A 23241-nucleotide genomic window follows, 5' to 3' on the forward strand; every position below is an offset into this window, starting at 1 on the left:
TCGTCAATGGCGATCGGTCTGGCGACAGGCCGGTCGCGATACGCTAGCCACGCTTCGCTTTTCTTTGCATGAGATAATCCCCATAAAAACTGTGACAAATCATGTGCCAGTAAGCTTTGTTAATAATATGTAATGATTTGTCTATTTTTGCTAACATTTTACCTGCTATATACAAAAAGATAACAAATGAGTAGCGCAACGCTACCTTGTTACGTCGCTTTGACGACGGGAGCGCTCCAGCGTTTCGCCGCTTCAAAGCTTGATGTTATTTTTTGATGCAGGACACTACCTATGTACACCCCCCTGAACTGGACGACGACACAACGACATGTGGCGTTTGCCAGCTTTACCAGTTGGATGCTGGATGCGTTTGATTTCTTTATCCTTGTCTTTGTACTTAGCGATCTCGCCGAATGGTTTCACGCTTCCGTATCGGACGTTTCCATTGCGATTATGCTGACCCTGGCGGTACGTCCCATTGGCGCGCTGCTATTTGGCCGAATGGCGGAAAAGTACGGACGTCGACCGATACTGATGCTCAATATTCTGTTCTTCACGGTGTTTGAACTGCTTTCCGCCTGGTCGCCCACCTTCATGGCATTTCTGATTTTTCGGGTCATGTACGGCGTGGCGATGGGCGGGATATGGGGCGTTGCGTCATCACTGGCGATGGAAACCATTCCCGATCGTTCGCGTGGCCTGATGTCGGGCATTTTTCAGGCGGGCTATCCCTGCGGCTATCTGTTCGCCTCGGTTATTTTTGGCCTCTTCTACAGTATGGTAGGCTGGCGCGGCATGTTCCTGATTGGCGCCCTGCCTGTTGTCTTGCTGCCTTATATCTGGTTTAAAGTGCCGGAATCCCCCGTCTGGCTGGCGGCCAGAGCGCGTAAAGAGAATACCGCGCTGCTTCCTGTTCTGCGCAAACAGTGGAAGTTGTGTCTGTATCTGGTGCTGGTCATGGCGTTCTTTAACTTTTTCAGTCACGGCACGCAGGATCTCTATCCTACCTTCCTGAAGATGCAGCATGGTTTTGATCCGCATCTGATCAGTATCATTGCGATTTTTTATAACATTGCCGCCATGCTCGGCGGTATTTTCTACGGTACGCTATCGGAACGTATTGGGCGTAAAAAAGCGATCATGATCGCCGCCTTTCTTGCGCTTCCGGTACTCCCGCTATGGGCATTTTCCAGCGGATCATTCACGATTGGCCTGGGCGCGTTCCTGATGCAGTTTATGGTGCAGGGCGCCTGGGGTGTCGTGCCGACCTGGCTGAACGAGCTGGTTCCGGCGAATGCGCGCGCCGTGCTGCCAGGGTTTGTTTACCAACTGGGTAATTTACTGGCGTCGGTTAATGCGACGTTACAGGCCCGCATCGCGGAAACGCATGGTGGCAATTACGGGTTGGCAATGGCGATCGTGGCTGGCTCGGTGGCTATTTTAATCTGTGTATTTGTGGCATTTGGTCGCGAGACCCGGGGAGTCGTCATCTCCGGTACAGATAGCGACGCCCTCCCGGAGTCGGCCGTCGGTCATCGCACGTAAACACTACGCTCCTGGCGCATACTGTCGCCGGGAGCACGCCTTCCCCCCGTGGTTTTCACGCCCTTTCAACGAACAACAAAGGTTAATGATGGCATCTGCCTTTCGTGACCATTACAATCATCGCTTACTTTTTTCTTTATAAGAAATTGATTGTTGGACCTTAAAATTATCAACGGAGCGAAGATATCATGTTGAAAGATAACCAAAAACACAACGAGTCTGTTGCCCCGAATAGCGCCTTTCTGTCTGAGTTACAACGTGCATTACCGGAATTTTTTACCGCCGATCGCTATAACGAGCAGGGCGAACTGATCGCGAAAGGCGGATTTGATCTCGCCAAATTTGAGCGCGCGCTGAAAGCGCGTAATATTGATGAGCTGACTAGCGGTTATCAGATTGATTTTATTGGTAAAGATTACGCAAAAAAACAGGCGGGTGAAAAATCCGTTACCGTTATCGTTCCTGACGTGGAACACAATACTCTGGCAGAAAATAAAAACAGCCATAATCTTTTTCTGACCGGAGATAATCTGGATGTGTTACGCCATCTGCAAAATAATTACGCCGATACCGTCGATATGATCTATATCGATCCCCCTTATAACACCGGATCGGACGGGTTTGTCTACCCCGATCATTTTGAATATAGCGATCGGGCGTTGCAGGATATGTTTGGTCTTAATGATACTGAACTGGCACGTTTAAAATCCATTCAGGGTAAATCGACGCACTCCGCGTGGTTATCTTTCATGTATCCGCGTCTTTTCCTGGCCAGGAAGCTCCTGAAAGATACCGGATTTATTTTTATCTCTATCGACGATAATGAGTACGCCAATCTTAAATTAATGATGGATGAGATTTTTGGCGAAGGCGGATTTGTCACCAATGTGATGTGGAAGCGCAAAAAAGAGATTTCTAACGACTCTGATAACGTTTCCATCCAGGGAGAATACATTCTTGTTTACGCCAAAACCGGTCAGGGCGCTTTACGTTTAGAACCGCTTTCTAAAGAGTATATTCAGAAATCCTATAAAGAACCGACCGAACAGTTTCCAGAAGGGAAATGGCGACCGGTGCCGTTAACGGTGTCAAAAGGGCTGAGCGGCGGCGGCTATACCTATAAAATTACCACGCCGAACGGTACGGTACACGAAAGACTATGGGCTTATCCTGAAGCCAGTTACCAAAAACTGGTGGCCGATAATCTGGTCTATTTTGGCAAAGATAACGGCGGTATTCCCCAGCGAGTCATGTACGCGCACCACAGTAAAGGGCAGCCAACGACCAATTACTGGGATAACGTAGCGTCGAATAAAGAGGGGAAAAAGGAGATTCTGGATCTCTTCGGCGACAACGTTTTTGATACGCCGAAACCGACCGCATTATTGAAGAAAATTATCAAGCTCGCTATCGATAAAGACGGCGTCGTTCTGGACTTTTTTGCCGGTTCCGGCACCACGGCCCATGCGGTGATGGCGCTGAATGAAGAAGATGGGGGGCAGCGCACGTTTATTCTGTGTACTATCGATCAGGCATTAAGCAATAACACTATCGCGAAAAAAGCAGGTTATAGCACTATTGATGAAATCAGCCGCGAGCGAATTACACGCGTTGCGGCGAAGATCCGCGCCAACAATCCCGCGACCAATAGCGATCTCGGTTTTAAACATTATCGTTTTGCCACTCCGACACAGCAGACGCTGGACGATCTGGATAGCTTCGATATTGCTACCGGCCATTTTATCAATACCAGCGGTCAACTGGCCGCTTTTACCGAGTCAGGATTTACCGACATGATCAATCCTTTTTCCGCCAGAGGATTGGGCGTGCCGGGCGGCGCAAGCGGCGAAGAGACCTTATTAACGACATGGCTGGTCGCCGATGGTTATAAAATGGATATTGACGTACAGAGCGTTGATTTTTCCGGCTATTGCGCCAGGTATGTTGATAATACGCGCCTGTATCTGATTGATGAACGATGGGGAACCGAGCAGACCCGCGATCTTCTCAACCACATTGGTACGCACCGGCTTCCGGTTCAGACCATTGTCATTTACGGCTACTCTTTCGACCTTGAATCCATTCGTGAACTGGAAATCGGCTTAAAACAGCTTGATCAAAAAGTGAACCTGGTGAAGCGTTATTAAGAGGGGATGATGATGAATATTTTACTGGAAGAACTTCCCCATCAGGAACAGGCATTAGCGGCGATTCTGGCGAGTTTCACCGGTATCGATCACGCGCAGGCCGATCATAATCACTATGCTAATCCGCTGATTAAGGGACGTTACGACGATAAGGCCAATATTGACGTTAAAATGGAGACCGGGACGGGTAAAACCTATGTCTATACCCGGTTGATGTATGAACTGCATCAGAACTATGGCCTCTTCAAATTTGTGCTGGTGGTGCCGACGCCAGCCATTAAAGAAGGCGCGCGGAACTTTATCATCAGCGATTACGCCAGACAGCATTTTTCACAGTTCTACGAAAATACGCGGATGGAACTTTGCACCATTAACGCCGGTGATTTTAAAGTAAAGTCGGGGCGTAAAAATTTTCCGGCCCAGTTATTAAGTTTTACTGATGCCAGCCGTCGTGATAGCCATACGATTCAGGTTTTGCTGATCAATGCGCAAATGCTCAATTCCGCCAGTATGACGCGAGACGATTACGATCAAACGCTCCTGGGTGGGCTGACGTCGCCTGTTAAAGGGCTGCAAATGACGCGACCGGTGGTCATTATTGATGAACCGCATCGTTTTGCGCGAGATAACAAATTTTATCGAGCGATTCAGGCTATTCAGCCGCAAATGATCGTCCGCTTTGGCGCTACCTTCCCGGATATTGTCGAAGGTAAGGGTAAAAATAAATGTGTACGTAAAGATTACTATCGCCGGCAACCGCAGTTTGATCTCAACGCGGTGGACAGTTTTAACGATGGTTTGGTGAAAGGTATTGATATTTATTACCCGAATCTCCCCGAAGAACAGGCCAACAATCGTTATATCGTTGACAGCGTCACGGCAAAGAAATTAATCCTCCGACGGGGGAGCAAAATTGCCGAGGTTGGCGTGGGCGAAAATCTCGCCGATGTCGATGCAGGATTTGAAGGCAGTATCGAATATGCCGGCAGTAAAATGTTGTCGAACGATCTGGAGCTGGAGGCAGGGATGGCGCTGGTGCCAGGAACCTTTGGCGCGAGCTACCAGGAACTGATTATTCAGGACGCTATCGATAAGCATTTTGATACCGAGCAGGCAAATTTCTTACGCAGCAATGAGCCAGAAAATAATGCCCCGCGTATTAAGACCTTAAGCCTTTTCTTTATTGACAGTATTAAAAGCTATCGTGATGACGAAGGCTGGTTGAAAGTCACTTTTGAGCGTTTGCTGAAAAAGAAACTGACGCAACTGATTGACGATTATCAGCGCAAGACCCTGCCGCGAGAAGTAGAGTATCTGTCGTTTCTGCAGGCCACGCTCGCCAGCCTGCACTCGGATAACCAAAACGTCCACGCTGGTTACTTTGGCGAAGACCGGGGAAGCGGCGATGAGGCGATCCAGGCTGAAGTAGATGATATTCTGAAAAATAAAGAGAAGTTGCTCAGTTTTTCAGACCATCACGGCAACTGGGAAACGCGCCGCTTTCTGTTTTCAAAATGGACGCTTCGCGAAGGCTGGGATAACCCGAATGTTTTTGTCATTGCTAAATTACGTTCTTCCGGTAGCGAGTCGAGCAAAATTCAGGAAGTGGGGCGCGGCCTGCGGCTACCGGTAGATGAAAACGGTCATCGCGTTCATCAGGAAGAGTGGCCGTCCCGGCTGTCGTTTCTGATTGGTTATGATGAAAAAACGTTTGCCAGTATGCTGGTTGATGAGATTAATCGCGACAGCAAAGTTCAGCTTAACGAGCAGAAACTGGATGAGGCGATGATCACACTCATCGTCACCGAGCGACAAAAAGTCGATCCTGCGTTTACGGAGCTTCGTTTGCTGGAAGATCTGGATGATAAAAAACTGATCAACCGGAGTAATGAGTTTAAACCCAGCGTCACGCTTAACGGAGAAACCAAAAGTGGTTTTGCGTGGCTACTGGAGTTCTACCCTGAGCTGACGCAGGCGCGGGTGCGAGCGGATCGTATTCGTGACAATAAGCCCGCCTCCCGGCTGCGAGTCAGGTTACGCAAAGAGAATTGGGAACAACTTAGCAGTATCTGGGAGCAGTTTTCCCGCCGTTATATGCTGCAATTCGAGCGTAGCGGCGCTTCTTTGGAACAGATTGCCGCCGAGGTGCTGCGCGATCCGGCGCTGTATATACGCCAGAAGCCAAGCCAGGTGCAACAACGGCTGGTATCGAATGAAGATAATGGCCGTTTTGAAGTGGCGCAGCGGGAAGGCGAATTAGCCGCCAGCGAATTTATGGCGGGCATGAAATATGGCCATTTTCTTAAGCAACTGGCGTTACGTACCAGTCTGCCGGTTAACGTCCTGCACCCGGTGTTAATGGCGATGCTGCGTGATGTTTTGCACGGAGATTCACGTTATTTAAGCGAGATCTCGTTGGACAATATGACCCGCGCATTACAGGCGCGGATTAATGCGCATTTTGCGCAGCGCCACGATTATCTGCCTCTCGATTTTCAGGCTTCAACGTCGGTATTTGATTCCACGGCACGGCAGTTCAGAGAGGAGATTAGCGCTGAAATTGTGGGGAAAAATGTGGATGAGAATGCGATAGACGATCCCCGTTCTCTCTATCAAATACCGCCGTTGCGTTATGACAGCGTCGATCCAGAATTGCCGCTATTAAAATACGATTATCCGCAACAGGTTTCTGTGTTTGGCAAACTGCCTAAGCGGGCCATTCAGATCCCCAAATATACGGGGGGCTCTACTACGCCGGATTTTGTGTACCGTATTGAGCGTCAGGACGCCGACAGTGTTTATTTACTGGTTGAAACTAAAGCAGAAAATATGCGCGTAGGCGATCAGGTTATTCTTGATGCGCAACGTAAATTCTTCGATATGCTGCGTCGGCAAAATATCAATGTCGAGTTTGCGGAAGCGACCAGCGCGCCGGCGGTATTTTCTACGATCAATGGTTTGATTGAGGGGAAGGTAAACTAACGGGTTTGAATGGACCTTAACGGTTATCTTTTTGATAGACCATATAAAATGGCCGCCGCGCAGCGAGCGTTGCGGTCATTCTCCCTGTGCTAATCCCCCGTCCCGTAAACCGCGTTGACTTGAAGGTTATCGTTTTACGTCTATTCTTAACTTTCAGCTAAGCGTATTTTGCTGAAATTGCAAATAGTCTTGAGGACGCTGTTTTTTTGTTTTGCCGTTATTTTTATAACGGCCAGGTAGATATTGCCAATTGAATGTAACTAAGGGAGACATGTTATGCTAAATAGATACTACCGTTTCGCTGTCGAAAAAGACGACCCCTCCGAAGCGCCAGAGTCGGGCGATAAGCCTGACAGCCAGCCGCAAAAAAAATCGTAATTTATCTGGATATTCCCCGACGTTTTTACGTTTGGGGAAAATAACCGTTTCGTTTCAACCTGGTTGCGAACAGTGAATATTTTACACGAAGTGACTATATATAAACGGGAGGGAACATGGAGTTTGATGCATTCTTTTTAGCGAGACTCCAGTTTGCCTTTACCGTCTCTTTTCATATTATTTTCCCCGCGATTACGATTGGCTTAGCCAGTTACCTGGTGGTACTGGAAGGTTTATGGCTAAAAACGCGTAATCCTGTCTGGCGCTCGCTCTATCAGTTCTGGCTCAAAATTTTTGCCGTCAACTTCGGGATGGGCGTGGTCTCCGGTCTGGTCATGGCTTACCAGTTCGGAACGAACTGGAGCGGTTTCTCCCAGTTCGCCGGCAGTATCACCGGGCCTTTATTAACCTATGAAGTGCTCACCGCATTCTTCCTGGAAGCGGGATTCTTAGGCGTGATGCTTTTTGGCTGGAACAAAGTCGGGCCGGGCCTGCATTTCTTGTCTACCTGTATGGTGGCGTTGGGCACGTTAATGTCGACGTTCTGGATTCTGGCGTCTAACAGCTGGATGCATACCCCGCAGGGATTTGAAATTCACAACGGTCAGGTGGTCCCGGTGGACTGGTTCGCGGTGATTTTCAACCCGTCGTTCCCGTATCGCCTGTTGCATATGTCCGTTGCGGCGTTTTTAAGTAGCGCGATGTTTGTCGGCGCGTCCGCTGCCTGGCATTTACTGAAAGGTAACGATACGCCGGCTATCCGCCGTATGTTCTCAATGGCGTTATGGATGGCGGTCGTAGTGGCGCCCGTTCAGGCATTGATTGGCGATATGCACGGCCTTAATACCCTGAAGCATCAGCCGGTCAAAATTGCCGCGATTGAGGGGCACTGGGAAAATACGCCCGGCGAGCCAACGCCGCTTACGCTGGTAGGCTGGCCGGATATGGAGGCGGAACGGACCCGCTATGCGCTTGAGATCCCGGCGTTGGGCAGTCTGATCCTGACGCATAGCCTGGACAAACAGGTGCCTGCGCTAAAAGATTATCCCAAAGAGGATCGCCCCAACTCTACCGTGGTGTTCTGGTCTTTCCGTCTGATGGTGGGCATGGGCGTACTGATGATCTTCCTGGGGCTGGCCAGCCTGTGGCTACGCTACCGACGCCGACTGTATCATTCGCGGCCCTTTATGCACTTTGCGCTGTGGATGGGGCCGTCCGGGCTTATCGCCATCCTTGCCGGATGGGTGACGACTGAAGTAGGACGTCAGCCGTGGGTGGTCTATGGCCTGCTGCGAACGCGTGATGCGGTTTCCGCGCACAGCACCTTGCAGATGAGCATCAGTTTGCTGGCCTTCTTTGTGGTCTATTCCCTGGTCTTTGGGGTTGGCTATATTTATATGATTCGCCTTATCCAGAAAGGGCCGCAGCCGGCGGAGACACCGACCGCTGAAACCGATGGCAGACCCGCGCGTCCTATCTCTGCCGTGGGAGAATCGCTTGAGCAGGAGAAACGCGAATGACCATCGATCTTCCGGTTATCTGGTTTGCTATTATCGTGTTCGCCACGCTGATGTATATCGTAATGGATGGTTTCGATCTGGGCGTCGGTATCCTGTTTCCGTTTATTCGTGATAAACACGATCGCGATGTTATGGTGAACTCGGTCGCGCCGGTATGGGACGGGAACGAAACCTGGCTGGTGTTGGGCGGGGCCGGGCTTTTTGGCGCGTTCCCGTTGGCTTACGCCGTCATCAGCGACGCGCTGACTATCCCGCTGGTGGTTATGCTGCTTGGTCTTATCTTTCGCGGCGTCGCTTTTGAATTCCGTTTTAAAGCCACCGAGTCGCATCGCGCGTTCTGGGATAAATCCTTTATCGTCGGGTCAATCCTGGCGACCTTTGCCCAGGGGGTTGTGGTGGGCGCGGTGGTGAGCGGTTTTCAGGTGGAAGGGCGAACCTTTAGCGGTTCGCAGCTTGACTGGCTGACACCGTTTAACCTGTTCTGCGGCGTCGGTCTGGTCGTCACCTATGCGCTGCTGGGCGCTACCTGGCTGATTATGAAAAGCGAAGATCCACTGCATAGCCGGATGTGCGCGCTGTCGCGCCCGTTGTTGATCGTCTTGTTGTTGGTGATGGGAGGCGTCAGCGTGTGGACGCCGCTCACCCACGACGACATCGCCGAGCGCTGGTTCACGCTGCCCAATTTATACTACTTCCTGCCGGTGCCTGTGCTGGTGTTGGCTTTTAGCGTCTGGCTATGGCGCAGCGTGAAAAAACCAGAATCCCATGCGCGTCCATTTATTCTCACGCTAGGTTTGATTTTTCTGGGGTTCAGCGGGTTAGGCATCAGTATTTGGCCGAATATTATTCCACCGGATATTTCGCTGTATGCCGCCGCCGCGCCGCCGCAAAGTCAAAGCTTTATGCTGGTTGGGGCGCTGATAATCATCCCGATTATTCTGGCTTATACCTTCTGGAGCTACTACGTCTTCCGTGGAAAAGTGCGACATGGAGAGGGATATCACTGATGGTTAAAGTGAAAAAATGGTCGCGGCGAGTCGTATGGATGGTTGCGATATGGTGCGCCAGCGTGCTTCTGCTGGCGGGCGTCGGAATGTTATTCAGACTGCTCATGACCTCCGCAGGATTTCGCTCCTGACTGATACCCCCCGGACGCGCTTTCGTCTCTCGCGAAAGCGCGTTTTTATCGACAGATCGGCGTTTATCGATCACCTTTGCTCGCCTTATCTCTCCCCTCAATAGCGGTTGATAATTATTCTCATCTTTATTGTCGTTCCCGGGCCGCAGTGATATGGTTACACAGTGGCTAACGCTCTGGTATAACGCAGATAAACGGTATTGATAATGTCTCCGATCTCCTGTCACTCTTCCGCCGCCCCGGCGATGAAAAAGATCTTTTCCGTCAGCGATTTCATCGCGTTTGGCGAGCGTTATGGCATTGATTACCGCTTCCCTGCGTTACCGCAGTATACGCAGAGTAGTCCCGTACTTCATGGCGATATCGAAGAGATAGCGCTTCCCGGCGGGATTTGCATTACACGCTCGGATGTTCACGTGTTACAACCTTATGAAACCACCTCTCGCCATAGCAGCCCGCTGTATATGCTGGTGGTGCTGGAAGGTAACGTCGCGCTGGCTGTCAATGAGCAGACCTTTTTGTTGAGCGCGGGGATGGCGTTTTGCTCGCAACTGAGTGAGCAGCAGACGATACGCGCCCATCACGGCGCAGACAGTAAATTGCGCACCTTGTCGCTGGGAATGTACCCGGACGGCGGATGGCGGGAGCGTTTGCCTGTCTCGCTGGCAGACGAGTGGGAAAATAGCGCAGCCTCGGCGAGGGTCTGGCAGGTGCCGGAGTTTCTGCTTTCAGGGCTACGCTATGCGCAGCAGCCCGGACCTCATGCGGCGTCACGCCAGTTAATGCTGGAAGGCATCATGCTGCAATTGCTGGGCTATGCGCTAAATCTATGTCAGCCCGCAACGCAAAAACGCGGGCTTCCCGTCACCGGTGAATACCAGCGGCTGGAGCTCATTCGGCGTTTACTGGAGCAGACGCCGGAAAAAGCCTACACGCTGAACGAACTGGCGCGTCGGGCGGCAATGAGTCCAAGTAGCCTGCGGTGCAAGTTTCGCCATGCCTATGGGTGTACCGTGTTTGATTATCTGCGCGATTGCCGCCTGGCGCGCGCGCGTCGTTATCTGATGGAGGGATACAGCGTGCAGCAGGCCGCCTGGATGTCAGGCTATCAACATGCCACAAACTTTGCGACGGCATTTCGTCGGCGTTATGGCTGCTCGCCCGGCGAGCTGCGTGACGCGTCTCTGACGGCGTCCCGACACTGTGCGTAACGCGCTCCGCCAGAGCGGTAATATCCGCCGCTAACCCGGTTTTCTGCCGCTTTGGGTGATTTTTTATCATTGCGCATAGGCAATCTGGCGTTACGCATAGTGGTCCGTCATCTCTAAAAGGTAATAATTCTTATTTACAATAAAGATGCCTTTGGAGATGTTCATGTTTGCGACAACGCGTATGGCGCTATTGATAGGCGGAGCTATCGGCGGCGCGACTTTTCCTCTTTTTGCCCAGGAAACCACAAAAAATGATACCGTCATTGTCACCTCGCCCGTTCAGAGTGGCGCGACCAAGCTGGCGACGCCAGATATTGAAACGCCGCAGTCGGTATCCATTATTACCCGCCAGCAGTTTGAAGAGCAGGGCGCAACCAGCGTGCGTCAGGCGGTCAGCTACACCCCAGGCGTATACAGTAATCAGATAGGCGCGTCTAACCGCTTTGATTACATCGTATTGCGTGGTTTTTCGGACGGTAGTCTGGATAACGTCTATCTCGACGGGTTAAAAATGATGGGCGACACCAATTCGCACAGTTCGTTGGTGGTTGACCCCTGGTTTCTGGAAGATATTGAGGTGGTACGCGGCCCGGCGTCCGTTCTGTATGGACGTTCATCGCCAGGCGGCATTGTCGCGCTGACGTCGCGAAAACCGGCGTTTGATGCCGGGGGAGAGGTGAAGCTGTTTGCCGGCAATCACAACCAGCGCGGGGCGGCTTTTGATGTGACCGGCCCACTGGATGACAATGAACGTGTGGCGGCGCGTCTTAGCGGCATGACACGTTACGCCGATTCGCAGTTTACCCCCTTGAAAGAGGAACGCTATGCGCTGATGCCGAGCCTGACCTGGCGAATTACCGATCGGACGCGTCTTGATCTTATGGCCTATCTGCACCGTGATCCGGAAGGCGGTAGCCACTCCGGACTGCCTTATCAAGGCACGGTTGTACCTTATAACGGCGGAAAAATTTCTAACACTTTCTTTGAAGGTGAAGATGACTACGACAAATACGATCGCCGTGAAAATATGGTGGGTTATAACATTGAGCATCTGTTCGATAACGGCTGGTCGGTACGGCAAAAATTGCGCTATTTGCATACCAAAGTGACGTTGAATCAGGTCTATGCCGCAGGTTGGTTGAATGAAACGGCGCTGAATCGCGGCTATTCCGGCTCCGGGGAGAAAATGTCGGCTATCGCGCTGGATAATCAGCTCGACGGCAGCGTGGATACCGGGGCGATTAATCATCGTCTGCTGGTGGGGATCGATTATCAGGATCGCAGTAATCATACTACTGGCTATTATGGCGCGTTTCCGCCGATTGACGCTTTCAACCCCGTTTATGGCGCTCAGCCGGATTACATTACGTTGTATAGCCGTGAAAAACATAAGCTGCGGCAGACCGGATACTATTTACAGGATCAGATGTCATGGGATCGCTGGCGCTTTACGTTGGGCGGTCGTTACGATCGGGTCAGCGTGTATAACATCGACAAACTTCATGATTCACGCAGCGATCTCGATAAAAACAACGTCAGCACCCGTGCTGCGTTGCTTTATCTGTTCGACAATGGCGTCGCCCCCTATCTCAGTTATTCTACCGCGTTTACGCCGACCAGCTTCGCCGACGAAAACGGCAATGTGCTGGAACCGATGAAAGGCAAGCAGTGGGAGGCGGGGGTAAAATACGAACCGCTGGGGGGGAATAGCCAGTTTAGCGCCGCCGTGTATCGTATTAACCAAACCAATATCGCGACCAAAGAAGAACCTACCGATCCGTACCGCTCGATTGGTGAAATTGAGTCTAAAGGGGTGGAACTGGAGGCCATTAGCCATTTGTCGGATAGCGTCCGTTTGCAGGCGGCGTATACCTATACTGATATCCGTTATAAGAAAAGTAGCCCGCAAGAGCAGGGTAAGCGCGCGGTTTATGCTCCACGGAACCAGGCCAGCGCCTGGCTAAGCTACGATGTGAAAAGCGGTCTGTTAGAGGGGCTGACTTTGGGCTCCGGCATCCGGTACGTCAACGGCGTGACCAGCGATCGCCTGAATACCCACACGTTGCCGTCCTATACACTGGTCGATATGGTGGTAGGGTATGATTTATCCAGCATTGGGTTAAATGGCTTGAGCGCCCAGCTCAACGTAAATAACCTGACGGACAAACGCTATGTCGCTGCCTGTAATTCGCTCTCTTATTGTTATTTTGGCGCCGAGCGTAGCATTGTAGGCAGCGTGTCATGGGCGTTTTGATAACGCTTATCGTCCGGTAGCAAAGGCTACCGGGCAAACTAGCGGTGCGTCACGCCTTCATAGAGAAGTCTGAGCGCAAACATCCCGATAATGGCGCCGATAACACGGCTGGCAATGCGCTGTATTCGTCCATAAGCGCGGCGGACTGCGGGGAGCGAAAAGGCCTGGCTGAGAAAAATACGCCAGATAACGGATGACAGCACAATTCCGGCCCAGGCCATTAACCTTGCCCATGTGGGCGTTTCTGCGCTAAGCGTTACGGAAAAAATACTGATAAAAAACAGTACGGTTTGCGGATTGGATAAATCGGTCATTAATCCCCGGCGAAAGAAAATTGTCCACGGGGCGGCAATTGGCGTCTGGAGCGTGCTCATTTGCGGCGTCGCCTGGTGGCGAATACTGTTCCAGGCGAACCATAATAAATAGGCGCCGCCGACAATTTTGATAAGAGAAAATACCGCTTCGCATTGCGTAATGAGCGTCGCCAGACCGAAAAGCCCCAGCCCGGAATAAAAGGCGTCTCCCGTGGCGACGCCCAGGCCGGTGATGACTCCCGCCCGGCGTCCTGATGCGAGGCTGGTTTGCACCACCACAAACAGATTCGCGCCGGGATTAAAAAAGGTTAACACAAACAGACTGACGGTAAGCACAACGGCATGAAACGGCTCCATAGGCAACTCTTCTCTTAGCCTCAAGAAATAACCTTCATCTTATTAATAGTCAAACCAGATGATTGCGAGTGAGATCACAAAGCAGGGGCGTTTTAATCCGCGTTGTTACGCCGACAGAGCGGGGGCTGACTGGATTTTTCCAGCAATCTACACTACTTATTTAATCAGTCCGAACGGCCTTTTTGTTCTGATAAAGCGATGATGGCGTAATAATAAAACGAGGGTTTTGCTATGAAAACTGGCTACAAGGTTATGCTTGGCGCATTAGCGTTTGTCGTGACAAACGTTTATGCCGCAGAAATCATGAAAAAAACGGACTTTGATAAAGTCGCCTCCGAATACACGAAAATTGGCACGATTTCCACCACCGGGGAAATGTCGCCGCTGGACGCCAGAGAAGATTTAATCAAAAAGGCGGATGAAAAAGGGGCGGATGTGGTGGTGCTGACGTCCGGGCAGACAGAAAATAAAATTCATGGTACGGCTGATATTTATAAAAAGAAATAAAAGCGTTGCATCATAAAAATACCCGCCTGGGTTTCCGGCGGGTATTTTTATTCCTGGCAACCGGCATCCGTTTTGCCGGATGACGGCCTGCAGTAAACGTAGCGCCATCAGGCATTCAGGACGCTGTCATTTGTCTTAATTATCCGACTGGTCTTTGGCACCAGCTTTTAAACGACGCCACAGAGTGGTGCGGCTAATCCCCAGATAACGCGCTGCCGCGGTCTTATCGCCCTTAAAGCGCGCCAGTACATCCTGTAACGTGTGCGCATCCACGGTTGAAGGCGTCAGTTCTGCTGTGTTCACCATAAGCTCAGGTAATAACTGCCGCATAAATTGCCTGTCCAGCGTTGGCGCGGGATCGACGCTTAAAAAAAGCGCCAGGCGCTCCATCATATTACGCAGTTCGCGAATATTACCGGGCCAGCGCCAGGTCAGCAAAAGCGGCTGACACTGTATCAATCCATGACGTATCGATTCGGTAAACGGAATTTCCATCGCCGCCAGCGACTGTTTTAAAAAGCTTTCCGCCAGCGGCAAAATATCAGCCTGCCGCTTGCGTAAAGGAGGAAGCGTCAGACGCAGAATACTCAGGCGATAAAAGAGATCGGAGCGAAAACGTCCTTGCATTATCTCCCGATCCAGATCGCAATGCGTAGCGCTGATCACCCGGACATCCACCGGGACCGGCTGGTGTCCGCCGACGCGAGTGACGGCTTTTTCCTCCAGTACGCGCAAAAGTCGGGTTTGTAACGGCAAGGGCATTTCGCCGATTTCATCCAGAAACAGCGTGCCGCCGTGTGCGATTTCAAACAGCCCCGCCCGGCCTCCTCGTCGTGAACCGGTAAACGCGCCCTCTTCATAACCAAACAGTTCCGCTTCCAGCAACGACTCGGTAATCGCGCCGCAATTGACGGCGACAAAGGGAGGGGATGGCTTATTCTGACGGTGAGGCTGGCGGTGAAAAAACGTCTGGTGAATCGCCTGCGCCGCCAGCTCTTTTCCGGTTCCTGTCTCCCCCTGAATCAGCACTGCCGCACGGGAGCGGGCATAGAGCGTAATCGTCTGGCGGAGCTGCTCCATTTGCGGCGACTGGCCGCGTATATCGCCCAGTTCATACCGGGTTTGTAATCCCTTGCCGGATGGGTAATCCACGCGCTGTCGCCGTGTCAGACGGGTCATATCCAGCGCATCATGGAAAGCCTGACGAACGGTCGCCGCGGAATAAATAAAGATGGCGGTCATTCCCGCTTCTTCCGCCAGATCGGTAATTAATCCCGCGCCGACGACGGCTTCAATACTGTTGGCCTTAAGTTCGTTAATTTGCCCGCGCGCGTCCTCTTCGGTGACATAGCTTCGCTGTTCAAGACAGAGGTGAAACGTTTTCTGAAAGGCAAGTAAAGCCGGAATGGTCTCCTGATAGGTCACGATACCGATAGACGAGGTGAGCTTTCCCGCTTTCGCCAGCGCCTGTAATACATCGAATCCGCTGGGCTTGATGAGGATCACCGGTATTGACAGGCGACTTTTTAAATAGGCCCCGTTCGAACCCGCCGCGATAATCGCGTCGCAGCGCTCGGTCGCCAGTTTTTTGCGAATGTAGGTCACCGCCTTTTCAAAGCCGAGTTGAATAGGCGTGATGGTCGCCAGATGATCGAATTCCAGGCTGATATCCCGAAACAGTTCGAACAGACGCGTTACGGAGACCGTCCAGATCACCGGTTTATCGCTATTATCGCGCGGAGCGCTGTGAGCAGTCGTCATCGCAGTAGGCTCATCTTTAAGGGGCGATTTTTTGTTTTAAACGTGTTTCATAAATGTTGCAATGAAACGGAGCGATTCGTTTCATGAAACGTTAGCTGACACGTTTTTCTTTTCCCTTAATCGCGCTTATTCATAACAGGAATGACTGTAATTACCTGTTTTTAAATCTCATTGTATTTAATTTTCTCGCAGCCTCTTTGCCTGGCATAGCCTTTGCTTTGGTGAATACATTCTGAGTAACAATTTACTAACATGAGGACGAGATATGTCTTTACATTCGCCGGGGCAGGCATTTCGCGCCGCGCTCGCTAAAGAGAATCCATTACAAATTGTCGGCGCTATTAATGCCAACCATGCTCTGTTGGCCCAACGGGCCGGGTATCAGGCTATCTATCTTTCTGGCGGCGGCGTAGCGGCGGGCTCGCTCGGACTGCCGGATCTGGGGATTTCTACGCTGGATGATGTGTTAACCGATATCCGGCGCATCACGGATGTTTGCCCGCTGCCGCTGTTGGTGGATGCGGATATTGGCTTTGGCTCCTCCGCCTTTAATGTCGCGCGGACGGTAAAGTCCATAGCCAAAGCGGGCGCCGCCGCGCTGCATATTGAAGACCAGGTTGGCGCTAAGCGCTGTGGACACCGTCCAAACAAAGCGATCGTCTCGAAAGAGGAGATGGTAGACAGAATTCGGGCGGCAGTGGATGCGCGCACCGATCCGAACTTTGTGATCATGGCGCGTACCGATGCGCTGGCGGTGGAAGGGCTGGAGGCGGCTCTCGATCGCGCGCAGGCTTACGTGGACGCGGGGGCTGACATGCTGTTCCCGGAGGCGATCACCGAACTGTCGATGTACCGCCAGTTCGCCGATGTGGCGCAGGTGCCGATCCTCGCCAACATCACTGAGTTTGGCGCGACGCCGCTGTTTACGACCGACGAGTTGCGCAGCGCAAACGTGGCGATGGCGCTCTATCCGCTGTCGGCGTTTCGCGCCATGAACCGCGCCGCAGAAAAAGTCTATACCGTGCTGCGCCAGGAAGGGACGCAAAAGAACGTGATCGACATCATGCAGACCCGCAACGAGCTGTATGAAAGCATCAATTACTACCAGTTCGAAGAGAAGCTGGACGCGCTGTACAGGAATAAAAAATCGTAGCCTGTAGGCCTGATAAGGCGAAGCCGCCATCAGGCAATGCCGGATGGCACTACGTTTATCCCGCCTACACGCCTCAATATCCTACACATTAAAAAAATGACGAGGACACTATGAGCGACACCACGATCCTGCAAAATAATAACCATGTCATTAAGCCCAAAAAATCCGTCGCGCTTTCCGGCGTACCTGCCGGAAATACCGCTCTGTGTACCGTGGGAAAAAGCGGTAACGATCTGCACTATCGCGGTTACGACATTCTCGATCTGGCGGAGCATTGCGAATTTGAAGAAGTCGCGCATTTACTGATCCACGGAAAATTACCGACCCGCGACGAGCTGAACGCGTATAAAAGCAAGTTAAAAGCGCTGCGCGGATTACCCGCCAATGTCCGTACCGTTCTGGAAGCGTTACCGGCGGCCTCGCACCCGATGGACGTGATGCGTACCGGCGTTTCCGCGCTGGGCTGCACCCTGCCGGAAAAAGAGGGACATACCGTCTCCGGCGCGCGCGATATTGCCGATAAGCTGTTGGCCTCGCTCAGCTCTATCCTTCTTTACTGGTATCACTACAGCCACAACGGCGAACGTATTCAGCCGGAAACCGACGATGATTCCATTGGCGGCCATTTCCTGCATCTGCTACATGGTGAAAAGCCAACCCAAAGCTGGGAAAAGGCGATGCATATTTCGCTGGTGCTGTATGCCGAGCATGAGTTCAACGCCTCGACGTTTACCAGCCGGGTGATTGCCGGGACCGGCTCGGATGTCTACTCCGCGATTATCGGCGCGATTGGCGCGCTGCGCGGCCCGAAACACGGCGGGGCGAATGAGGTGTCGCTGGAAATTCAACAGCGTTATGAAACGCCGGACGAGGCAGAGGCGGATATCCGTAAACGCGTGGAAAACAAAGAGGTGGTGATTGGCTTTGGACATCCGGTTTACACCATCGCCGACCCGCGCCATCAGGTGATTAAACGGGTGGCGAAACAGCTTTCAGAAGAAGGCGGCTCGCTGAAGATGTACCACATCGCCGACCGTCTGGAAACGGTGATGTGGGAGACCAAAAAGATGTTCCCGAATCTCGACTGGTTTTCGGCGGTCTCCTACAACATGATGGGCGTCCCTACCGAAATGTTCACCCCGCTGTTTGTCATCGCCCGCGTTACCGGCTGGGCGGCGCACATTATTGAACAGCGTCAGGACAACAAAATTATTCGTCCCTCTGCCAACTATACCGGGCCGGAAGATCGTCCGTTTGTCTCGATAGACGATCGTTGCTAACTCACTCTTATTAAAAATAAAACGCAGGAAACGTACCCTATGTCTACCCAAGAACTGAACATCCGCCCGGAATTTGACCGCGAAATCGTCGATATCGTGGATTACGTGATGAACTACGACATCACCTCAAAGGTGGCGTACGACACCGCGCATTATTGCCTGCTCGACACGCTCGGCTGTGGTCTGGAAGCGCTGGAATACCCGGCCTGTAAAAAATTGCTTGGGCCGATCGTGCCAGGCACGGTGGTGCCCAACGGCGCACGCGTGCCGGGCACCCAGTTCCAGCTCGATCCGGTACAGGCAGCCTTTAACATTGGCGCGATGATCCGCTGGCTCGATTTTAACGATACCTGGCTTGCCGCCGAGTGGGGCCATCCTTCTGATAACCTCGGCGGTATTCTGGCGACGGCTGACTGGCTGTCACGCAACGCCGTCGCCGCCGGCAAAGCGCCGCTGACCATGAAACAGGTATTGAACGGGATGATCAAAGCCCACGAAATTCAGGGCTGCATCGCGCTGGAAAACGCCTTCAACCGTGTCGGACTTGACCATGTGTTGCTGGTGAAAGTGGCCTCGACTGCGGTGGTCGCTGAAATGCTGGGGCTGACGCGCGATGAGATCCTCAACGCGGTATCGCTGGCGTGGGTGGATGGGCAGTCGTTGCGCACTTATCGTCATGCGCCGAATACCGGTACGCGCAAATCCTGGGCGGCGGGCGATGCGACTTCGCGCGCGGTACGTCTGGCGCTGATGGCGAAAACCGGCGAGATGGGCTATCCCTCGGCGCTCACCGCCAAAACCTGGGGCTTCTACGACGTTTCATTCAAAGGTGAAACGTTCCGTTTCCAGCGCCCTTACGGCTCCTACGTGATGGAAAACGTGCTATTCAAAATTTCTTTCCCGGCAGAGTTCCACTCGCAAACCGCCGTCGAAGCGGCGATGACGCTGTATGAGCAGATGCAGGCCGCGGGTAAAACGGCAGCGGATATCGAGAAAGTGACCATCCGCACCCACGAAGCCTGTCTCCGCATTATCGATAAAAAAGGCCCGCTCAATAACCCGGCGGACCGCGATCACTGTATCCAGTATATGGTCGCCGTGCCGTTGCTGTTCGGACGGTTAACCGCGGCGGATTATGAAGACGAGGTGGCGCAGGACAAGCGTGTTGACGCCCTGCGCGAGAAAATCGTGTGTTATGAGGACCCGGCTTTTACCGCCGACTATCACGACCCGGAAAAACGTGCTATCGGCAATGCGATCACCGTGGAGTTTACTGATGGCTCACGCTTTGGCGAGGTTGTCGTGGAGTATCCGATTGGTCATGCGCGTCGCCGCGCCGACGGTATTCCGAAGCTTATCGAAAAATTTAAAATAAACCTGGCGCGTCAGTTCCCGACTCGCCAGCAGCAACGCATTCTGGATGTCTCCCTGGACAGAGCCCGCCTGGAGCAGATGCCGGTTAACGAATACCTCGATTTATATGTCATCTGAGCCAGCCAGCAGTAAGGCGTAAGTTCAACAGGAGAGCGTGATGTCTTTTAGCGAATTTTATCAGCGTTCCATTAACGAACCGGAGGCGTTCTGGGCCGAGCAGGCCCGGCGTATCGACTGGCGACAGCCGTTTACGCAGACGCTGGATCATAGCCGTCCACCGTTTGCCCGCTGGTTTTGCGGCGGCACCACTAACTTATGTCATAACGCCGTTGACCGCTGGCTGGATAAACAGCCGGAGGCGCTGGCGCTGATTGCCGTCTCATCAGAGACCGATGAAGAGCGCACATTTACCTTCAGCCAGTTGCATGATGAAGTCAACGCTGTGGCCGCCATGTTGCTGTCGCTGGGCGTGCAGCGTGGCGATCGCGTATTGGTCTATATGCCGATGATTGCCGAAGCGCAGATAACCCTGCTGGCCTGCGCGCGCATTGGCGCGATCCATTCGGTGGTCTTTGGCGGTTTTGCCTCGCACAGCGTGGCGGCGCGCATTGACGATGCCAGACCGGCGCTGATTGTGTCGGCGGATGCCGGAGCGCGGGGCGGTAAAATTCTGCCGTATAAAAAGCTGCTCGATGACGCTATTGTGCAGGCGCAGCATCAGCCGAAACACGTTCTGCTGGTGGACAGAGGGCTGGCGAAAATGGCGTGGGTGGATGGGCGCGATCTGGATTTTGCCACGTTGCGCCAGCAGCATCTCGGCGCGAGCGTGCCGGTGGTGTGGCTGGAATCCAATGAAACTTCGTGCATTCTTTACACCTCCGGCACTACCGGCAAACCGAAAGGCGTCCAGCGCGACGTCGGCGGTTATGCGGTGGCGCTGGCAACCTCGATGGACACCATTTTTGGCGGCAAGGTGGGCGGCGTATTCTTTTGCGCATCGGATATCGGCTGGGTCGTCGGCCACTCCTATATCGTTTACGCGCCGCTGCTGGCAGGCATGGCGACGATTGTTTACGAAGGGCTGCCGACGTACCCGGACTGCGGGGTCTGGTGGAAAATTGTCGAGAAATACCAGGTTAACCGGATGTTTTCCGCCCCGACCGCGATTCGCGTGCTGAAAAAATTCCCGACGGCGCAAATCCGCAATCACGATCTCTCCTCGCTGGAGGCGCTTTATCTGGCCGGTGAGCCGCTGGACGAGCCGACGGCCAGTTGGGTAACGGAGACGCTGGGTGTGCCGGTTATCGACAATTATTGGCAGACGGAGTCCGGCTGGCCGATCATGGCGCTGGCCCGCGCGCTGGACGATAGGCCGTCGCGTCTGGGAAGCCCGGGCGTGCCGATGTACGGTTATAACGTCCAGCTACTCAATGAAGTCACCGGCGAACCTTGCGGCATAAATGAAAAGGGGATGCTGGTGATTGAAGGGCCGCTGCCGCCGGGCTGTATTCAGACTATTTGGGGCGACGATGCGCGTTTTGTGAAGACTTACTGGTCGCTGTTTAACCGTCAGGTTTATGCCACCTTCGACTGGGGAATCCGCGATGCCGAGGGGTATTACTTTATTCTGGGCCGTACCGATGATGTGATTAATATTGCGGGCCATCGGCTGGGGACGCGAGAAATAGAAGAAAGTATCTCCAGCTACCCGAACGTAGCGGAAGTGGCGGTAGTGGGGATAAAAGACGCTCTGAAAGGGCAGGTAGCGGTGGCGTTTGTCATTCCGAAGCAGAGCGATACGCTGGCGGATCGCGAGGCGGCGCGCGACGAGGAAAAAGCGATTATGGCGCTGGTGGACAACCAGATCGGTCACTTTGGTCGTCCGGCGCATGTCTGGTTTGTTTCGCAGCTCCCCAAAACGCGTTCCGGAAAGATGCTTCGCCGCACGATCCAGGCGATCTGCGAAGGCCGCGATCCGGGCGATCTGACAACCATTGACGATCCCGCATCGTTGCAACAAATTCGCCAGGCGATCGAGGAATAGCCGTAGGCCGGATAAGCCGCGTTCGGCAACGGGTTAGCGTCAGCGACTGAATAGTGGGGTGTAACGTCGGGAAAGGGCGGCAGAGCGCCGCCCTGTAACAGAATTAACGCAGAATATTTTTCTCAGCCAGCTCCAGCGCGAAGTAACTGAAAATCAAATCGGCGCCGGCGCGTTTAATCGAGCCCAGACTTTCCAGCACGACCTTTTCTTCATCAATGGCGCCAGCCATAGCAGCAAATTTAATCATGGCGTATTCACCGCTCACCTGGTAAGCGCCAAGCGGCAACTCTGTGCGTTCGCGGATTTCACGCAGCACGTCCAGATACGCGCCGGCCGGTTTCACCATTAAGCAATCCGCGCCCTGGGCTTCGTCGAGCAGTGATTCGCGAATCGCTTCACGGCGGTTCATCGGATTCATTTGATACGTCTTGCGGTCGCCTTTTAACGCAGTACCCGCTGCTTCACGGAAGGGGCCGTAGAAAGAAGAGGCGAACTTAGTGGAGTAGGACATTATTGCCGTATCGGAAAAACCGGCGGCATCCAGCGCCTGGCGGATAGCCTGGACTTGTCCATCCATGGCCGCGGAGGGCGCAATAAAATCTGCTCCAGCCGCCGCCGCGATAACGGCCTGCTTGCCGAGGTTGGCCAGCGTCGCATCGTTATCCACACCGTGTTCGCACAACACGCCGCAGTGGCCGTGCGAGGTGTATTCGCAGAAGCAGGTGTCGGACATGACGATCATCTCCGGCACGGTTTGCTTACAGATGCGGGACATTCTTGCCACCAGGCCGTCTTCTTTCCAGGTATCGCTGCCGGTGTCATCAGTATGGTGGGAAATGCCGAAGGTCATAACGGAACGAATGCCAGCATTTGCGATACGTTCAATCTCTCGCGCCAGCTGCTTTTCCGGGATACGCATTACGCCGGGCATGGCATCAATAGCTTTGTAATCGTCGAGTTCTTCTTCAACAAAGATCGGCAACACCAGGTCGTTCAGGCTAAGTGTTGTCTCTTCAAACATAGCGCGCAGCGCAGCGGATTTGCGCAGGCGGCGAGGGCGATGGATAAGGTCTGTCATGGTCTGCCTGATGTTTGTGGAATCGAAGGCCCAGTATACCTGAATCTGCAGGCAGATGTTTTACGAAAACGGTCCTTAACGTAGCAGGCGCAGCCCCAGCGGCGGCAGAACATGGCGCTTCTTTTATATACCGGAGATTAATACCTCAGGTACTATATCATTTTAAATAAGAATTAGTTTTACGTTGTTTTTAGTTTT

The 23241-nt window shown here is 52.9% G+C and carries 17 protein-coding genes and 1 pseudogene; 15 read left to right on the forward strand and 3 right to left on the reverse strand.

The window, feature by feature from the left end; translation table 11 throughout:
• The first annotated feature begins 291 nt into the window (after positions 1 to 291).
• The 10 genes and pseudogenes from ACLD3P_RS03040 (at position 292) to foxA (ending at position 13175) form a co-directional block, all read left to right on the forward strand.
• On the forward strand, positions 292 to 1545 hold the full coding sequence (locus tag ACLD3P_RS03040; RefSeq protein ID WP_411006312.1) for an MFS transporter: 1254 nt from the start codon (positions 292 to 294) through the stop codon (positions 1543 to 1545).
• Positions 1546 to 1733: 188 nt separating this feature from the next.
• On the forward strand, positions 1734 to 3692 hold the full coding sequence (locus tag ACLD3P_RS03045; protein WP_411006313.1) for a site-specific DNA-methyltransferase: 1959 nt from the start codon (positions 1734 to 1736) through the stop codon (positions 3690 to 3692).
• A 9-nt stretch (positions 3693 to 3701) separates the two neighbouring features.
• The gene (locus ACLD3P_RS03050; RefSeq protein ID WP_001628403.1) at positions 3702 to 6674 is read left to right on the forward strand and encodes a type III restriction-modification system endonuclease; all 2973 of its coding nucleotides are present in this window, start codon (positions 3702 to 3704) and stop codon (positions 6672 to 6674) included.
• Positions 6675 to 6950: 276 nt separating this feature from the next.
• On the forward strand, positions 6951 to 7052 hold the full coding sequence (gene ssaA / locus ACLD3P_RS03055; protein ID WP_000934834.1) for a small effector SsaA: 102 nt from the start codon (positions 6951 to 6953) through the stop codon (positions 7050 to 7052).
• 116 nt (positions 7053 to 7168) lie between these two features.
• The gene (locus ACLD3P_RS03060; protein WP_000393711.1) at positions 7169 to 8572 is read left to right on the forward strand and encodes a cytochrome ubiquinol oxidase subunit I; all 1404 of its coding nucleotides are present in this window, start codon (positions 7169 to 7171) and stop codon (positions 8570 to 8572) included.
• Positions 8569 to 9579: a cytochrome d ubiquinol oxidase subunit II gene (cydB, locus tag ACLD3P_RS03065; protein WP_000151038.1), complete on the forward strand. Its 1011-nt coding sequence runs from the start codon at positions 8569 to 8571 to the stop codon at positions 9577 to 9579. Before ACLD3P_RS03060 ends, cydB begins: the two co-directional genes overlap by 4 nt.
• Complete coding sequence (locus ACLD3P_RS03070) at positions 9525 to 9710, forward strand: DUF2474 domain-containing protein (RefSeq protein ID WP_305954967.1); 186 nt, start codon at positions 9525 to 9527, stop codon at positions 9708 to 9710. Before cydB ends, ACLD3P_RS03070 begins: the two co-directional genes overlap by 55 nt.
• Positions 9629 to 9821, forward strand: a pseudogene (locus ACLD3P_RS03075) (hypothetical protein). Before ACLD3P_RS03070 ends, ACLD3P_RS03075 begins: the two are co-directional and overlap by 82 nt.
• Before the next feature lie 95 nt (positions 9822 to 9916).
• Complete coding sequence (gene foxR, locus ACLD3P_RS03080) at positions 9917 to 10921, forward strand: ferrioxamine uptake transcriptional regulator FoxR (protein ID WP_000074601.1); 1005 nt, start codon at positions 9917 to 9919, stop codon at positions 10919 to 10921.
• Positions 10922 to 11066: 145 nt separating this feature from the next.
• Positions 11067 to 13175, forward strand: coding sequence for a ferrioxamine B receptor FoxA (gene foxA, locus ACLD3P_RS03085; RefSeq protein ID WP_411006314.1), 2109 nt, complete (start codon positions 11067 to 11069; stop codon positions 13173 to 13175).
• A gap of 38 nt (positions 13176 to 13213) precedes the next feature.
• Here the strand turns inward: foxA and ACLD3P_RS03090 are convergent, their stop codons facing one another.
• Entirely contained in the window at positions 13214 to 13846 is a 633-nt protein-coding gene (locus ACLD3P_RS03090; protein WP_000433131.1) for a LysE family transporter, read from the reverse strand.
• A gap of 231 nt (positions 13847 to 14077) precedes the next feature.
• On the opposite strand from ACLD3P_RS03090, the gene yahO reads away from it, so the two are divergent.
• Positions 14078 to 14353, forward strand: coding sequence for a DUF1471 family periplasmic protein YahO (gene yahO, locus ACLD3P_RS03095; RefSeq protein ID WP_000848026.1), 276 nt, complete (start codon positions 14078 to 14080; stop codon positions 14351 to 14353).
• 135 nt (positions 14354 to 14488) lie between these two features.
• On the opposite strand, the gene prpR is transcribed toward yahO, so the two are convergent.
• Positions 14489 to 16114 carry a propionate catabolism operon regulatory protein PrpR gene (prpR, locus tag ACLD3P_RS03100; protein ID WP_411006686.1) on the reverse strand — a complete coding sequence of 542 codons (1626 nt, stop codon included), beginning with the start codon at positions 16112 to 16114 and terminating at the stop codon, positions 14489 to 14491.
• A 265-nt stretch (positions 16115 to 16379) separates the two neighbouring features.
• Here prpR and prpB point away from each other — a divergent pair, with 265 nt between their 5' ends.
• The 4 genes from prpB (at position 16380) to prpE (ending at position 21965) form a co-directional block, all read left to right on the forward strand.
• On the forward strand, positions 16380 to 17267 hold the full coding sequence (gene prpB / locus ACLD3P_RS03105; protein ID WP_000052223.1) for a methylisocitrate lyase: 888 nt from the start codon (positions 16380 to 16382) through the stop codon (positions 17265 to 17267).
• Positions 17268 to 17377: 110 nt separating this feature from the next.
• Positions 17378 to 18547, forward strand: a complete 1170-nt coding sequence (prpC, locus tag ACLD3P_RS03110) for a 2-methylcitrate synthase (RefSeq protein WP_001285878.1) — start codon at positions 17378 to 17380, stop codon at positions 18545 to 18547.
• 39 nt (positions 18548 to 18586) lie between these two features.
• Positions 18587 to 20038: a bifunctional 2-methylcitrate dehydratase/aconitate hydratase gene (locus ACLD3P_RS03115; protein ID WP_024798450.1), complete on the forward strand. Its 1452-nt coding sequence runs from the start codon at positions 18587 to 18589 to the stop codon at positions 20036 to 20038.
• 40 nt (positions 20039 to 20078) lie between these two features.
• The gene (prpE, locus tag ACLD3P_RS03120) at positions 20079 to 21965 is read left to right on the forward strand and encodes a propionate--CoA ligase (protein WP_131046257.1); all 1887 of its coding nucleotides are present in this window, start codon (positions 20079 to 20081) and stop codon (positions 21963 to 21965) included.
• Positions 21966 to 22068: 103 nt separating this feature from the next.
• On the opposite strand, the gene hemB is transcribed toward prpE, so the two are convergent.
• The gene (gene hemB, locus ACLD3P_RS03125; RefSeq protein WP_131046256.1) at positions 22069 to 23043 is read right to left on the reverse strand and encodes a porphobilinogen synthase; all 975 of its coding nucleotides are present in this window, start codon (positions 23041 to 23043) and stop codon (positions 22069 to 22071) included.
• Positions 23044 to 23241 lie beyond the last annotated feature (198 nt).

Source organism: Salmonella sp. 741265073_HBA (assembly GCF_046569105.1).
Classification (GTDB): Bacteria; Pseudomonadota; Gammaproteobacteria; order Enterobacterales; family Enterobacteriaceae; genus Salmonella; species Salmonella enterica.

Excerpts from the sequence above, each read along its gene's own strand:
- prpE (WP_131046257.1), top strand. The coding sequence starts at position 20,079 with ATGTCTTTTAGCGAATTTTATCAGCGTTCCATTAACGAACCGGAGGCG.
- ACLD3P_RS03090 (WP_000433131.1), bottom strand. The coding sequence starts at position 13,846 with ATGGAGCCGTTTCATGCCGTTGTGCTTACCGTCAGTCTGTTTGTGTTA.
- ACLD3P_RS03050 (WP_001628403.1), top strand. The coding sequence starts at position 3,702 with ATGATGAATATTTTACTGGAAGAACTTCCCCATCAGGAACAGGCATTA.
- foxR (WP_000074601.1), top strand. The coding sequence starts at position 9,917 with ATGTCTCCGATCTCCTGTCACTCTTCCGCCGCCCCGGCGATGAAAAAG.
- ACLD3P_RS03040 (WP_411006312.1), top strand. The coding sequence starts at position 292 with ATGTACACCCCCCTGAACTGGACGACGACACAACGACATGTGGCGTTT.
- prpB (WP_000052223.1), top strand. The coding sequence starts at position 16,380 with ATGTCTTTACATTCGCCGGGGCAGGCATTTCGCGCCGCGCTCGCTAAA.
- foxA (WP_411006314.1), top strand. The coding sequence starts at position 11,067 with ATGCCTTTGGAGATGTTCATGTTTGCGACAACGCGTATGGCGCTATTG.
- ssaA (WP_000934834.1), top strand. The coding sequence starts at position 6,951 with ATGCTAAATAGATACTACCGTTTCGCTGTCGAAAAAGACGACCCCTCC.
- prpC (WP_001285878.1), top strand. The coding sequence starts at position 17,378 with ATGAGCGACACCACGATCCTGCAAAATAATAACCATGTCATTAAGCCC.
- yahO (WP_000848026.1), top strand. The coding sequence starts at position 14,078 with ATGAAAACTGGCTACAAGGTTATGCTTGGCGCATTAGCGTTTGTCGTG.
- ACLD3P_RS03060 (WP_000393711.1), top strand. The coding sequence starts at position 7,169 with ATGGAGTTTGATGCATTCTTTTTAGCGAGACTCCAGTTTGCCTTTACC.
- ACLD3P_RS03115 (WP_024798450.1), top strand. The coding sequence starts at position 18,587 with ATGTCTACCCAAGAACTGAACATCCGCCCGGAATTTGACCGCGAAATC.
- cydB (WP_000151038.1), top strand. The coding sequence starts at position 8,569 with ATGACCATCGATCTTCCGGTTATCTGGTTTGCTATTATCGTGTTCGCC.
- prpR (WP_411006686.1), bottom strand. The coding sequence starts at position 16,114 with ATGACGACTGCTCACAGCGCTCCGCGCGATAATAGCGATAAACCGGTG.
- ACLD3P_RS03045 (WP_411006313.1), top strand. The coding sequence starts at position 1,734 with ATGTTGAAAGATAACCAAAAACACAACGAGTCTGTTGCCCCGAATAGC.
- hemB (WP_131046256.1), bottom strand. The coding sequence starts at position 23,043 with ATGACAGACCTTATCCATCGCCCTCGCCGCCTGCGCAAATCCGCTGCG.